The organism is Rhizobium sp. CNPSo 3670 (genome assembly GCF_057784555.1).
The window spans coordinates 50945-64209 of the sequence record NZ_JBXSOL010000023.1 but is presented as its reverse complement, the minus strand read 5'-3'; the positions used below and the strand labels follow the sequence as shown (position 1 = coordinate 64209).

Annotated in this window: 13 protein-coding genes; all 13 read right to left on the bottom strand. The window is 60.7% G+C overall.

The window, feature by feature from the left end; genetic code table 11:
* Nucleotides 1-185 precede the first annotated feature (185 nt).
* On the bottom strand, nt 186-1019 hold the full coding sequence (locus AC13QO_RS22185) for a hypothetical protein (protein WP_488541847.1): 834 nt from the start codon (nt 1017-1019) through the stop codon (nt 186-188).
* Between the two features lie 319 nt (nt 1020-1338).
* Nucleotides 1339-2895 carry an IS66 family transposase gene (tnpC, locus tag AC13QO_RS22180; RefSeq protein WP_488541846.1) on the bottom strand — a complete coding sequence of 519 codons (1557 nt, stop codon included), beginning with the start codon at nt 2893-2895 and terminating at the stop codon, nt 1339-1341.
* Between the two features lie 70 nt (nt 2896-2965).
* On the bottom strand, nt 2966-3319 hold the full coding sequence (gene tnpB / locus AC13QO_RS22175; protein ID WP_488541845.1) for an IS66 family insertion sequence element accessory protein TnpB: 354 nt from the start codon (nt 3317-3319) through the stop codon (nt 2966-2968).
* A complete protein-coding gene (locus AC13QO_RS22170) occupies nt 3249-3704 on the bottom strand; it encodes a transposase (protein WP_488541844.1) in 456 nt (151 codons plus the stop codon). The genes tnpB and AC13QO_RS22170 overlap by 71 nt, the downstream gene beginning before the upstream one ends.
* Before the next feature lie 281 nt (nt 3705-3985).
* Nucleotides 3986-4879, bottom strand: coding sequence for an amidohydrolase family protein (locus AC13QO_RS22165; RefSeq protein ID WP_488541843.1), 894 nt, complete (start codon nt 4877-4879; stop codon nt 3986-3988).
* 70 nt (nt 4880-4949) lie between these two features.
* On the bottom strand, nt 4950-5924 hold the full coding sequence (locus AC13QO_RS22160) for a substrate-binding domain-containing protein (protein ID WP_488541842.1): 975 nt from the start codon (nt 5922-5924) through the stop codon (nt 4950-4952).
* Between the two features lie 43 nt (nt 5925-5967).
* Entirely contained in the window at nt 5968-6978 is a 1011-nt protein-coding gene (locus AC13QO_RS22155; protein ID WP_488541841.1) for an ABC transporter permease, read from the bottom strand.
* Nucleotides 6975-8477 (bottom strand): sugar ABC transporter ATP-binding protein, encoded by a 1503-nt coding sequence (locus AC13QO_RS22150; RefSeq protein WP_488541840.1) that lies wholly within the window; start codon nt 8475-8477, stop codon nt 6975-6977. The genes AC13QO_RS22155 and AC13QO_RS22150 overlap by 4 nt, the downstream gene beginning before the upstream one ends.
* Before the next feature lie 10 nt (nt 8478-8487).
* A complete protein-coding gene (locus AC13QO_RS22145; RefSeq protein WP_488541839.1) occupies nt 8488-9747 on the bottom strand; it encodes a TRAP transporter large permease subunit in 1260 nt (419 codons plus the stop codon).
* Entirely contained in the window at nt 9744-10274 is a 531-nt protein-coding gene (locus AC13QO_RS22140) for a TRAP transporter small permease (protein WP_488541838.1), read from the bottom strand. Before AC13QO_RS22140 ends, AC13QO_RS22145 begins: the two co-directional genes overlap by 4 nt.
* A 27-nt stretch (nt 10275-10301) precedes the next feature.
* Complete coding sequence (locus AC13QO_RS22135; protein WP_488541837.1) at nt 10302-11309, bottom strand: TRAP transporter substrate-binding protein; 1008 nt, start codon at nt 11307-11309, stop codon at nt 10302-10304.
* Between the two features lie 59 nt (nt 11310-11368).
* Nucleotides 11369-12406: a transketolase family protein gene (locus AC13QO_RS22130; RefSeq protein WP_488541836.1), complete on the bottom strand. Its 1038-nt coding sequence runs from the start codon at nt 12404-12406 to the stop codon at nt 11369-11371.
* Entirely contained in the window at nt 12403-13242 is an 840-nt protein-coding gene (locus tag AC13QO_RS22125) for a transketolase (protein WP_488541835.1), read from the bottom strand. The genes AC13QO_RS22130 and AC13QO_RS22125 overlap by 4 nt, the downstream gene beginning before the upstream one ends.
* Between the last annotated feature and the right edge of the window lie 23 nt (nt 13243-13265).

Sequence of the window (13265 nt, the reverse complement as noted above, 5' to 3'; positions counted from 1 at the left end):
ATTATCGACATGTGACGTAAGCGGTGTTCTGACCGCACCTTCCGGATCAGGCTTGATTGGCGATTGTCGGCCTATGTCGATTTTACAGCTTACGCTCAAATCAAAAAAGCCGGTGCGCCGGGTAGGTCTTGCCAGCGGCTGGGCGCGCGTGGAGGGACGCAAGGGTAACAGATCGTTGCCGAGAGTTATGAGGCTAACGTTTTGGCCGGTGGCTTCCAGCCCAGTTCGGCCATGACGAGGCCTTCGTACCGCTCGCTGATGATGGCGCGTCTCATATTCTCTGCAAGCGGATCGTGGAATATTTCGAACGCGCGCTGGGTCGCTTCATCCGAGAGCCAGCCGTCGGATAGCCGCCAGCGTCGATAGAATAGCCAGTCAAGTTGGCCACACCGGTTTTGCTCGACGCTAGCACGCGCGCGCGCCAGCTCAATTTCCGGCGGGACAATCTCGGGAGGCGCGACGTCCTGCCCTCGTCGCCTGGCGTTGGCATAGGTCGTGTCTGTGAAATTGCGGATACGTGTCGCACTCTTTTCGACATCATCGTCGGTGATCGTCACGAGGCGGTCCATTTCGTCCTCAATGTCATCAGGCATTGTCTCGCAGGCAATTTTAACTGCTTCCATAAAGCGAACGTCTTCAAGGTTTGAAGGCTTCCAGCCGTCCGCATCTCGCCAGTGGATCGTCTCTGAAGCTTCTGTCCATCGCCCGTTCTCCGTGAGACCGAGGATGGCGAGCAGCGGCAAAATGTCCGTGCTAGCCCGTGCCGCGTCTGCCGTCTTGTAGGCAGCGACATTCGTGTATGTAGCCGTCCGAATTGGTTGATATGTCTCCGGTGGCGTGGGCGCTCCCGGATGCAAGAACGTTACATCCGCCAGTCCCAGGACAGTCACGCATATGTCATCCCAGCGCGGTAGAGCTTCGGGTAGTTTTGGCCGGTCCTTCGCCAGCGCGCCTGGCCCGGCGCGCTCTGCCTGTCCCAACGCCACCAACGCATCACACCCCCGCTGATAAGCTGTCATGCTGCTATCGGACCATCTCAGCGGTGATCGACTGTCCACCGGCAGACTTTCCCTCAGGAATTCGATGACAGCTCTTGGCCAATCGTCGTTCGGTCCGTTCGCACTCATTCGCTTCTCGCCACGTTGCCGGGATGATGCAACTATTGCATGTCGTCGGCAGCGCGTCATGGATTTTGGCGTTGTGCGATTTATATTGGTCAACAATCTCCTTCGAAACCAATCGGGTAATGAGATAGCTATAGTCAGCTCCATCGACGCGCCTATCGCAGATTATTCAGACGCCTTCATACTAGGGTAGTGGGCGGCCGGCGACGACGAGTCATCTTGATAGGCAATTCCATGGCAGAAGACTCTCGATCTGGCTCTGCTTATGACCGTTGACGATGGCGGTGAGCGTGGCGGTCAGATAGGCAAGCGGATCGACCGCATTTAGTTTGCAGGTCTCGACCAGCGAGGCAATGGTCGCCCAGTTCTCCGCTCCAGCATCGTGCCCGGCGAAGAGAGAATTCTTCCTGTTCAAGGCTATCGGCCGTATGGTCCGCTCGACGCTGTTATTGTCGATCTCGATGCGGCCGTCGCTCAGGAAGAGCCTTAGGCCATCCCAGTATTTGGCGATGTAGGCCAACGCTTCGCCTAGCGGAGATTTGATCGCGACACGGGCACGATGATGGACAAGCCAGGCCTGCATGTCGGCGATCAGCAGCGCTGAACGTTCCTGCCGTCCATCAAGGCGAGCCTGCGGATCAAGGCCGCGCAATTCGGATTCGATCCGATAGAGTTCACCGATCTGTTTGATGCCGTCCTCGGCAATCGGTGCTCCTCCGTTGCGGGCGATATCCACCAACCTGTGACGGGCATGTGCCCAACAATGGGCAAGCCGAATGTCCGGGCCAACGCGGTCTGGTGTGATCAGCCTGTTGTATCCGGCATAGCCGTCGACCTGCAGGATACCGGAGAAGCCCTGCAATATCCGTTCGGCATGGAGCCCACCCCGACCCGGAGCATAGGTGAAGGCGACACCTGGGGGAGCGCTTCCGTTCCAAGGACGATCATCCCGCGCCAGCGCCCAAAAGTATCCGGTCTTGGTCTTGCGCGAGCCGGGATCAAGTACCGGAGCACGGGTCTCGTCCATGAACAACTTGGTCGAGCGCTTCAGGTCGGCAATCAGCGCATCGAAGACGGGACGCAATTCGAACGCTGCCCTGCCGACCCAATCGGCAAGAGTAGAGCGGTCGAGATCGACGCCCTGGCGGCTCATGATCTGGGCCTGTCGATAAAGCGGAAGGTGATCGGCATATTTGGAGACCAACACATGCGCGACGGTTGCTTCCGTCGGCAGGCCTGCCTGCATAAGCCTTGCTGGAGCCGGGGCCTGGACGACGCCATCAGTGCAGGCACGGCACCCATATTTGGGGCGGCGGGTGACGATGACGCGGAACTGCGCTGGAACTACGTCCAACCGCTCGGAGACATCCTCGCCGATGCGGTGGAGACATCCGCCGCAGATGCAAACCAGGCTCTCCTGCTCGATTACCTCTTCAATACGAGGCAGATGCGTTGGAAGGGAGCCGCGATTGATCGCGCGTGGCTTGGTAATCCTGTTTCCGGCAGGAATGTCGGCCTCATCCTCGGCCTGGATGGCAGCCATGGCCGTCTCCAGGTCTTCCAAGGCCAGGTCGAATTGGTCTGGATCGGTCTTCTCGGATTTGCGCCCGAAGGCGGCCTGTTTGAAGGCGGCAACCAGCTTCTCAAGCCGTTCGATCCGCTCGTCCTTGCGAGCGATTTGGGCAACCTTATCCGCTTCACGTAGTCGGGCCGCAAGCAGCATTGCCTTCAAGGCGGCAACATCATCGGGAAGATCGGTGGCATCCAACATGACCGGAGCCTACCAATACCAAGCCGCTTTTGCGTTCGGAAAGTGATGGACTGAGTCATCGTGCCGCAGGCTATTCGATGGCCGCCGGCGCTCTCGTCTCGACGGCACGAACTCGTCGCCAATCGAGACCCGCAAACAAGGCTTCGAACTGGGCGTGGGTAAGCGTCATCAGCCCATCCTTGATGCCGGGCCAGGTGAAGCTGTGCTCTTCCAAGCGCTTGTAGGCCAGCACGATACCACTTCCATCCCAGTAGATCAGCTTCAACCGGTCGGCTTTGCGAGAGCGGAATACGAAGACGGTTCCGGTGAACGGGTCCCTGTGCAGTTCGTTCTTCACCAGCGCCGCCAATCCGTCATGACCCTTGCGGAAGTCGACTGGTTTGGTCGCCACCATGATCCGCACGCGGTTCGACGGAAAGATCATGTCGTCGCCGCCAAGGCACGCGCGATGGCAGCGATCCGGGCGGCAGACGCGCCTTCCTCAAGACGGATAGTGACCGGACCGATGACAATCTCGGTGCGGGAGGTCTGCTTGGGGTTTGGCGGTTCAGGTGCGGTCGTCTCGACAACCATGGCCGCGAATTCGACTGCATCCTCAGGCTCCGGCAAAACCAGCTTGCCCTGCCGCGCCAGTGTTCGCCAGGACGACAGGTGATGGCCTTAATCCCATGGCGCTCGGCGACTTCGTTCACCGTCACGCCCGAACGCAAGCTCTCCGAGACGATCCGCGCCTTGACCTCGTCCGGCCATTGGCGATGAGCCTCACCTCGGCCCCGCCGCGTCGTGAGAACCTCCAATGTAGTATCCATGGAGAAACTCCTTGTTGCTCTTCCATGGAAAGTCGATCACAGACCAGGCGACATCCGGCAACGTGGGAGCAGAACACCGGTTACTGTCGAAGGTGGTACGCTCGGAGAAAGAATTGTGGCTGATAGCTGAGACCACGTTGAAAGGGCTGGGACTATATCCGAGGCGTGCAAGCGCCCATTCGTCCGATCAGGAGCAGTAAGTAGTGAACTGCAGGGTATTGATGTCCTGCAAGTGACACTGGGATGCGATAACCTACGCATTTCAGCGGCTGCCGAGACTTCTATATCCGATAGAATCTTGCGGCGTTGTCGTGGAACAGCGCAATTCGTTCGTCTTGAGAATAGCTGGCGGTGATGGACTTGAAACTGTCCATGATCTTGTCATAGCTGCCGAACAGCTTGTCTACTGGGAAATTCGAAGCGAACATGCATCTGTCGACGCCGAATGCCGCGATTGCCTCCTCCACGTAAGGCCTGATGCTATCCACCGTCCACGTCCAATCTCCCATGCCGAGACCGGAGATTTTGCATGCGACATTGGGTGCCTGGGCCAGCATGCGCATTCCCTTTAGCCATCCTTCGAAATGGCTAGGACCATCGACCTGCATGCCGGTGTGATTGAGAATGATCTGCACGCCAGGAAAATCGCGGGCGAGTTCGAGAAATTCTTCCATCTGCCAGTAGTAGAGCTGAAGGTCGAAGCTGAGGCCCCGCCGTGCCAGCTCCTTGAAGCCTTTGCGCCAGTTGGGCGTCCGACTGACTTCCGGTTCGGTCAGATAGGTTTTCGCGACATCGTCATGAAAGTTCATCGACTGTCGGATGCCGCGGAAGTTCGCATAGGACATGTGCTCGTCCAGGAGATCGCCGACGTCGCGCTTGCGCAAGTCGGCGTATCCGACAATCCCATGAGGGAAGCCGTGCTTGTCAGCCACACCTTGCAGCCAACGCGTCTCGCCGGCAGGGTCCTTCGGATCATATCCGACGTCGAGATGCACTGCCTTCACCAAGTTCTGATTTCTGGCGTCCGCCAGAAAATCGTCGATGAGGTAAGTTTTGTTGATCGCGGTGTAGTCGCCGAAAGCGGACGGTTTCACGCCGTCCGACAGCCATGGATAGTAGTTGTTGTCGAGATCCCACAGATGGAAATGCGGATCGATGATTGGTAGGTCGTCCATGATTGCTGCCCTTGTATATGATCACGCATTGGAGGGACGCCGGAGATGATCGCCGGCGCCCGAATCCAAGTTAGTTCGCCGGCGGAAACACACGCGCTATGACGGCCTTTGCTTCCGGGGCATCGACCTTGTCCGCGGTTACGAGCGGCATGACGAGAGCGAGATCCTTTTTGACCGGCCCACCGGAGAGCGCGTTGAACACCTGCTGCGTGCCGTCTATTCCCTGCCCGACAGCTTCCTGGAAGAAGATGCCCTGGATTGCGTTCGACTTCAAAAGCGCGATCGTCGTCGGGCTGCCATCAGCGACCGCAATGCCGACCTTGCCGGTAAGTCCACGGGTTTGCAGAACCTTCGCCGCACCCGTCCCGGCTTCGTCGTACATGCCGTATATCGCCTTGATATCAGGATGTGCGGTGAGCATGTCGTTTGCCTGGGTAACGGCTTCGTTGACGGTAAGCCCCCTTGTCTCCAGCATCTGCGCCAGATCGCAACCGCTTGCCTTGAAGGCCTCTTCCGCTCCCTTCAGATACTTCTGGGCATTCTCGCGGTCCTGCGGCAGCGACAACATCCCGACCTGATTGCCACCGCGGTCCTTGGCAAGCTTGCAGACGAACTCGCCCTGCGCCTTGCCGGTCTCGTAGTTGTTAGCCGTTACCGATGACGTGTAGTCGGTCTGACCGGGCTGCGGACCGATGCCCGCGAAGGCGATCGGGATGCCCTGCGATTTCAAATATGCGAGAAGCGGTGGCGTGCTCGTGGAGCTCACCGGGCCGATCACGATGGCGTCCACCCCCTTGGTCACGGCAGTGCGGGCGTTATCCATCTGTTTGGCCGGCGAGTTTTCAGACGTGTACTCGACATAGTCCATGCCAAGTTCCTTCGCCTTTTCCTTCACGCCGTAGCCGACCCACTGCCAGTATGAGATGTCGAGCGATGGGGCAAGATACGCAACTGTTTTCTTGTCCTGCGCCTGCGCCGCTGCAGAAAGCAGGGCTGCGATTGCGACACCCGCAGCGATCCTGAGTCCCTGTTTAAGTCTTTTCATTTTCGTTCCTCCTCCACTTGTCCGGCGACATGCCGGGTTAAAATCAAACGGCGCCTCGCCGCGATTTGCTGAAGCGGTCGATGAGGACCGCAATAAGAATGGCAATGCCGGTGACCGACCCCTGCCAAAAGCTGTTGATGCCGATCAGGTTCACGCCGTTCTGGATGACGGTGATCATCAGAGCCCCCAGCACGGCGCCGACCGCGGTGCCCGTGCCGCCGAGCAGGCTTGCGCCGCCGATCACGACCGCCGCGATGGCCTGGAGCATCAGGCTTGATCCCGCGGTGGATTCTGCGTTGAGAATGTAGGAGATCGTCAGGAGGCCGGAGAACGATGCAAGCAGCGAGGACGTGACATAGGCCATGAATTTCGTGCGCTTGACCGGGATGCCAAGCAGATAGGCAGCCGTCGAACTGCTGCCGACGGCATAGAACCAGCGGCCAGCCACCATCTTCTTCAGGAAGAGCTCGATTGCGATCAGGAGGACCACGCAGAAGAGGATGTAATTCGGAACGCCGGGTATCAGGCTGCCGCTGTTGAGGAGCCAGAAGTCAGGATCGCCGATCGGCATCGAGCGCCCGTTCGTGACGATGAAAGCGAGCGAGCCGGCAACGGCAAAGGTGATGAGGGTTACGACGAACGGCGCCAGACCGGCGATCGTGACGAGGAAGCCGTTGATCGATCCGAAACCAAGTCCGACGCCGAGACCGATCAGGCTTGCCGAGATGCCGCCAAACCCGTTTGCCATCGCCTGGGCCGTCACCATGCCGGTCAAGGAGAAGACCGAGCCGACGGAGAGGTCGATACCGCCGGTGATGACGACAAGCAGAACGCCCAGCGACATAATGATAAGAGGCGCACCGGCCTGCGTGATATTGGCGAAATTGCCCCAGGTGAGCGCCTGCGGAACTTGCGAGCCGACCGCAAGCGCCAGCAGCACGATGGCGAGAGCGATCGCAATCTCTGTCCTGTAGGCGCTAAAGAGGCTTTCCCTCTGTCTGATTAGCGTTGCCGGCGCCTCAGTCGGCGCGATGTGTACCCGTGTCCCAGTCATGCGGCCATTCCAGTCAAACTGACAAGTTTCTCTTCACTGAAGTCATCGCGGTCCATCACGCCGGCACACCGTCCCTCGGTGTCGAAGGCGATGACGCGGTCGCAGACTTCCAGCAGTTCGGCATTTTCAGTGGACCACCAGACGATCACTGTGCCTGAAGCGGCCATCTGTCTGATGAGCTGGTAGATCTCTCGCTTGGTTCCGATATCGACGCCTCTGGTCGGCTCCTCGAGGACGAGCAGCCGGGAGGGCACGCCTAGCCAGCGGGCAAGCAGAAGCTTCTGCTGCGTGCCACCGCTCAGCGTGCTCGGCAGATCCCAGACGGAAGCGGCCTTCACCTTCAAGGCCTTCAGCAGATCGAGGCATTCGCCCCCTTCAGTGCCGCCGGCGAGGAGCGCGCCTCTGGTCACACGGCGGGACGCCATGACGTTATCGATGATCGGAAGACTGTGGAGGACGCCCTTGTGTGCCCGATCGCCAGTCACATATCCCGCCCCCAGGCGGGCGGCTTTGCGGGGCGATCGGAGCTGATCTGGCCATCCCGCACGCGCAACCGTCCATCGCTTCTTCCGGGCAGCGCCTGTCAGCCCTTCGATCAGTGCGGCCGGTCCAGCCGGTGCGCCGGCCACGCCGAGCACGGTGCCCGGCTGCAATTCCAGCCTGAAACCTGCCTCCTCGATGGCAATAGTGTCCGTCGCAGCGGGGGCGTCCGACCGGTAGTCGGGCCGCAGCGCCCGTTCCGGTGCATGAGAGGCTGCCACCTGCCCCATCTTTTCGATGATGCCGGCGTCCGTCAGCTCTTCCATCGGCTGGCGGTCGACCACTGTGCGGCCGTCGCGGATGATCGTGCAGACATTGGCGATCTGCCTGATCTCCTTCATTCGGTGCGAGACGAAGACAACCGACAGACCGGTATCCCGGGTCAGCCGCCTCAGCAACGCAAACAGCCTCTCCGTCTCAAGGGCGGTGAGATTGGCAGTCGGCTCGTCGAGGAGGATCAATTCCGCACCCGATGAAAGAGCCCTGGCAATTTCAACCATCTGACCTTCGTGGAGGCTGAGGCTCCCAACTAGCCTGTGCAAAGACCTGGCGGCAAAGTCTTGATCGATCATCCGCAGCGCGTCGTGGGCCTGTCCCGCTGCGGCCGTATGCCGAAACAAGCCCGCACCTCTCCTGTGATGCGGCAGGGCAATGTTTTCGGCGACGGTCAGATGCGGCAGAAGCGCAAGTTCCTGGTGCACGACCGCGACCTTCGCCCTGCCCTCGGCCTCGCTGCGTTCGCTGCCCTCGCTGTCGAAGAAGCGTATCTCTCCGTCGTTGCGCGAGGCCGCGCCCGTAATGATCTTGATCATCGTCGACTTGCCGGCGCCGTTACCGCCAAGCAGCGCGTGAACCTCCCCGCGAGCAACGGAGAAGTCGACGCCTTTGAGGACCGAGGTTGCACCGTAGGACTTTGTAAGTCCTCGGACGGTGATGACGTTCTTGGATGTTTCACTCATCGAACGCTCCTCAGTAGATCGTCAGCGCCGGCATGAAGCTGACCGCCAGGAGGAGGAGCATGGCCATGCCGAAATACGGCCAGAGTTCGTTGGTCGTCGTTCCCAGCGGCGCCTTTGCGATCGACGACGAGATGAACAGGGTCGTGCCGATCGGCGGCGTGTAGAGTCCGATCCCGAGGTTGATGACCATCATCAGGCCAAGCTGGACCCGGTCGAGACCGATGGAATCGGCCAGAGGAACGAAGATCGGCCCGAGCAGGAGGATCGCCGGCGGCATGTCGAGCGGCATGCCGACCACCAGCATGATCAGGTTCATCATGAGAATGATGACGATCGGGCTGGAGATGTGCGTCGAAACCCATTCGGCCATGTGCTGCGGGGCCTGATCGAATGTCAGCACCCAGCCGACCGCCGCGCTGCCCATGATCACGAGCATGACCACGCCCGTCGCGACACCCGCCTCCACCATGTTCTCGCAGAAGCGTTTCCAGGTCAGGTCACGGTAGAAGAGGACGCTGAGCAACAGCGAGTAGACGACCGACAGGACCGAGACCTCTGTCGGCGTCGCCAGGCCGGATCGCAAAAAGACGATGATCAGGATCGGCAGCAGAATTGCCGGGAAACTTTGCAGTGCCAGTCGCGCCAGCTCGCGCTTGCGGACCTTTACGGCTTCAGCGGCATACCCCCGCCTCACGGAGACATACCAGCAGACGAACACGAAGCTCGCCGCCATGATCAGCCCCGGAACAATGCCGGAGATGAACAGGTCGCCTACGCTGACGCCGCTGATCAGAGCGTAGAGGATCATCGGGATCGACGGCGGGATGAGGACGTCGATGACAGCGGAGGTCGCATTGTTGGCGGCGCAGAGCGCCGGCGGAAACCCGTGCTTCTTCTGCCAGGGGATGAGAACGGAGCCGAGCGCACTCGCATTCGCCACGGCCGAGCCGGATACGCCGCCAAAGACGACGGAGGATACGACGGTGGTCGACAGCGGTCCGCCCCGCCACCGTTGCATTGCGCGAGAGGCGAGCTCCAGGAGCTGACGCCCCAGTTCACCGCCAAGCATGAGGGTGCCCGCGAGCATGAAGAACGGAAGCGCCAGCATCGGGAAGGACTGAGTCTGATCGTAGACCTGCTGGGCGACCACGGAGAGCGGGACGTAACCGTTGAACAGGACTCCAAGCCCCGCTGCAATGATCAGCCCATAGCCGACCGGAACGGCGAGGACCATGAGGACGCAGAAGGAAACGATCATGACGAGTGTCATAGCGCGATCTCCTCGGGCTTGATCTCGAGGCGGTGATCCCAGCCCAGCCGGAGAACACGGGCGGTTGCAGCGATGGTGACGATGGACACGAGTACCGCGCCGATCGACAGCGAATAGTAGCCGATGCTGTTTGGAAGCTGCAGAACGGGGCTGCGTTCAGCGCCGGCGATCTCGGCCACCAAGGTCGCCTGATACGCCAGCACCACAAATGCAGCGACGCTGATCGCGTTCGCTACGATCAGGGCCGTCGTGCGAGCGCCCCCGTCAAGCTTTTCGTAGAGCCATTCGACGGCCATGTGCCCGCCCGCATGGGCTGCAATGATGATTCCAGCGATGATGAACCATGGGAACATCAGCATCGGCAGCTCCTGGGCGAACGACAGTCCCCCGCTCGCCGAAACGTATCGAGCCACGACATTGGCCGTGGTGACCACCGTCAGCGCGATGCCGCTGACGATGATGACCGACCTCGCTAAGGTGACGATGATGCCGGCGACCAGATCGACGGCTGAATAAAACCTGCTCATGAGGCCTCCGGGTCTTGGGTAGGAGCCTCAGCCCCTCGCAGCGGCTTCCACCTGGGTGACGAAATCGCCGAAAGGCTTCTTCTTCCAATTGGCCGCGACGGAAGCGGTCGCCGTGACGAAAGCGTCGTGATCGACTTCCGCGACCTCGACCGCGGAGTTCTTCTTGAAGTTCTCGAGCACCTCAGCGGCCTTCTCGCCCGAGAGCTTCCGCTGCAGAGCACCCGCCTCCTTTGCCGCGGCCTTGACCGCCTCTAAATCAGACCCCAAGCGGGCCTCAGCGATCTTCGACATCAGGAACGGCGTGGATTCCCATTTGTGGGCGGTCAGGCTGATGTATTTGTTGACCTCGTGAAGTTTCGAGCTTTCGATATTGGCGAGCGGATTCTCCTGCCCGTCGACAACGCCCTGCTGCAAAGCGATGTAGAGCTCGCCGAAGGCGATCTGTTCGGTGCCTGCTCCCAATGCCTGGAAGATGTCGATTGTCATCGGATCGGCCGGCGTCCTGATTTTTATGCCCGCTAGGTCGGCAGGCGAAGCCACCTTCCGCTTCGAGTTCGTCAGGTGCCGGATGCCGTTGTCCCACCAGTCGAGCGGTACGACTCCGACCGCTTCGAAGCGCCGGTTGAGCTCGGCGCCCACCGGACCGTTCAGGACGGCCACGGCCTTGTCCGTGTTTTCAAATAGAAACGGCAGGCCGAGCGCGCTGAGTTCTGGAACGATCGCCGAAGTTGCGCCCTGGCTGTTGGCGGTGAAATCCAGCGCGCCTGTCCTGAGACTGGTGAGCATCGCGGAGTCGCTGCCAAGCGTCTCCGCGCCTGCGACGTTGATCTGGATACGACCTTCGGTCTTCTGCTTGACGAGTTCCGCGAATTTAGCGGCAGCGACGGTTCTGGGATTGCCGGGCGCGGCGCCATGGCCAAGGGTCAAGGTCGTGGCGGCAGCGTTGGCGGATCGGCTTGAAAGCACGATTGCCGGGGCCGCGAGCGCAGCAGCAGCGGTCGCCAGGAAAAATCTTCTGTTCATCTGCAAGCTCATTTCATCCTCCATCACAAGCTTGTTTAAACGGCCGGCATCTCCTCAACCGGCCGACGTCGTCAGGTCGAGAGCCAGGTCTTGACCGCCTCCGTCACCTTCACGGTCGATAGCCCGTATTGGTCATGGAGCGTCGGTAAGGCGCCCGCCTCCAGGAACTGGTCGGGCAGGCCGATCTGACGGAAGCCCGGCGGTGCGACGCCGGCACGCAACAGCGTTCCGGCGACTGCCTCTCCAAGGCCGCCAATGACCGTGTGGTTCTCCGCCACGACCACCAGCCTTCCGCCCTTGCGGCACTCGGCGACGATCGTCGCCTCGTCGAGCGGCTTTATGGTCGGGACGTGCAGGACGGCAGCGTCGACGCCGTCGTATCGAAGCTGTGCGGCAGCTTCGAGCGCGCGCATCGTCATCAGGCCCGACGAGATGATGAGCGTGTCCTTGCCATCCCGAAGGAGCTTGGCCTTGCCGAGTTCGAACTTGTAGCCGTATTCGTCCAGGACCAGTGGAACGTTGCCGCGCAGCAGGCGCATGTAGACCGGCCCCTTATGAGCGGCGATCGCCGGAACCGCCTGCTCGATCTCGCTGGCGTCGCACGGATCGACGATCGTCAGGTTCGGCATGCCGCGGAACATTGCGAGATCCTCAGTCGCCTGGTGGCTCGGCCCATATCCCGTCGTCAGGCCCGGAAGGGCGCAGACGATCTTCACATCAAGCATCTCCTCGGCAATCGCCAGGCAAATGAAGTCGTAGGCCCGCCGGGACGCGAAGACGGCATATGTCGTCACCCAAGGCTGAAAGCCTTCGCGCGCCATGCCCGCCGCCGACATCATCAGCAGCTGTTCCGCCATGCCCATTTGGTAGAAGCGGTCGGGATGGGCAGCGCGGAACACATGAAGGTCGGTGTATTTCGCAAGGTCAGCGGACATGCCGACAACACGCTCGTCCTTCCGCGCCAGGGCGGCAAGCGCGTTGCCGAAGGGTGCCGGTCTCGTCGGCTGATCGGGACCGGCAATCGATGCGATCATCGCCGACGTCGTGAGCCGGGGCTTGTCGATGCCGCTTTCAAGATGCGCAGGCCGGGTGTACTTCGAACGCCTCATGCTTCCGCTCCCGCATCGATGATTCTGAGGGCCTCGGCCCATTCGTGGGGTTCCACGCGCAGGAAGTGGTTTCGATCGCGTGCCTCGAGGAAGGGCACTCCCTTCGCCATTTTCGTGTCGCAGATGATGATGCGAGGCTTCGCCTCGGCGTGATGACGAGCTGCGTCGAACGCCTGTACGAGCGCATCGAGATCGTTGCCGTCGACCCGCTGGACGAACCAGCCGAAGGCCTCGAATTTGGGGCCGAGCGGTTCGAAATTGAGCACGCCGATCGAGGGCCCGTCTGCCTGCATCTGATTGACGTCGACGATGCCGATCAGATTGTCGAGCTTATAGGAGCCGGCCGACATCGCGGCCTCCCAGGTGGAACCCTCATCAAGTTCGCCGTCGGAAAACAGATTATAAACAAAGGAAGAGGACTTCTTCCGCTTCAGCGCCAAGGCCATGCCGACCGCGATGCCTAGTCCGTGTCCGAGCGATCCGCCGGTGATTTCCATGCCGGGCGTGTAGGCGGCCATGCCGGACATCGGCAGCCGGCTGTCGTCCGTGCCGTAGGTCTCCAACTCGTCCTCGGGAATGATCTTGGCTTCGATCAGAGCAGCGTAAAGCGCGATCGCATAGTGGCCGATCGACAGCAGGAAACGGTCCCGCCCCTCCCATTCGGGATCGTCCGGCCGGTAGTTCGTGGCGTGGAAGTAGGATACGGCAAGGACGTCGGCGACGCCGAGCGCCTGGGCGATATAACCCTGCCCCTGCACTTCGCCCATACGCAGCGCGTGACGGCGGATGCGCCGGGCGCGCTCTGTCAGGCTGATATTGTGGCCAATCTGGCTCATGTCGGTGTCTCTCCGGATTGACC

Bases quoted from the DNA above. Each gene is read 5' to 3' on its own strand.
- AC13QO_RS22185 (WP_488541847.1), bottom strand. From the start codon at position 1,019: ATGACAGCTTATCAGCGGGGGTGTGATGCGTTGGTGGCGTTGGGACAG.
- tnpC (WP_488541846.1), bottom strand. From the start codon at position 2,895: ATGTTGGATGCCACCGATCTTCCCGATGATGTTGCCGCCTTGAAGGCA.
- tnpB (WP_488541845.1), bottom strand. From the start codon at position 3,319: ATGATCTTTCCGTCGAACCGCGTGCGGATCATGGTGGCGACCAAACCA.
- AC13QO_RS22170 (WP_488541844.1), bottom strand. From the start codon at position 3,704: ATGGATACTACATTGGAGGTTCTCACGACGCGGCGGGGCCGAGGTGAG.
- AC13QO_RS22165 (WP_488541843.1), bottom strand. From the start codon at position 4,879: ATGGACGACCTACCAATCATCGATCCGCATTTCCATCTGTGGGATCTC.
- AC13QO_RS22160 (WP_488541842.1), bottom strand. From the start codon at position 5,924: ATGAAAAGACTTAAACAGGGACTCAGGATCGCTGCGGGTGTCGCAATC.
- AC13QO_RS22155 (WP_488541841.1), bottom strand. From the start codon at position 6,978: ATGACTGGGACACGGGTACACATCGCGCCGACTGAGGCGCCGGCAACG.
- AC13QO_RS22150 (WP_488541840.1), bottom strand. From the start codon at position 8,477: ATGAGTGAAACATCCAAGAACGTCATCACCGTCCGAGGACTTACAAAG.
- AC13QO_RS22145 (WP_488541839.1), bottom strand. From the start codon at position 9,747: ATGACACTCGTCATGATCGTTTCCTTCTGCGTCCTCATGGTCCTCGCC.
- AC13QO_RS22140 (WP_488541838.1), bottom strand. From the start codon at position 10,274: ATGAGCAGGTTTTATTCAGCCGTCGATCTGGTCGCCGGCATCATCGTC.
- AC13QO_RS22135 (WP_488541837.1), bottom strand. From the start codon at position 11,309: ATGAGCTTGCAGATGAACAGAAGATTTTTCCTGGCGACCGCTGCTGCT.
- AC13QO_RS22130 (WP_488541836.1), bottom strand. From the start codon at position 12,406: ATGAGGCGTTCGAAGTACACCCGGCCTGCGCATCTTGAAAGCGGCATC.
- AC13QO_RS22125 (WP_488541835.1), bottom strand. From the start codon at position 13,242: ATGAGCCAGATTGGCCACAATATCAGCCTGACAGAGCGCGCCCGGCGC.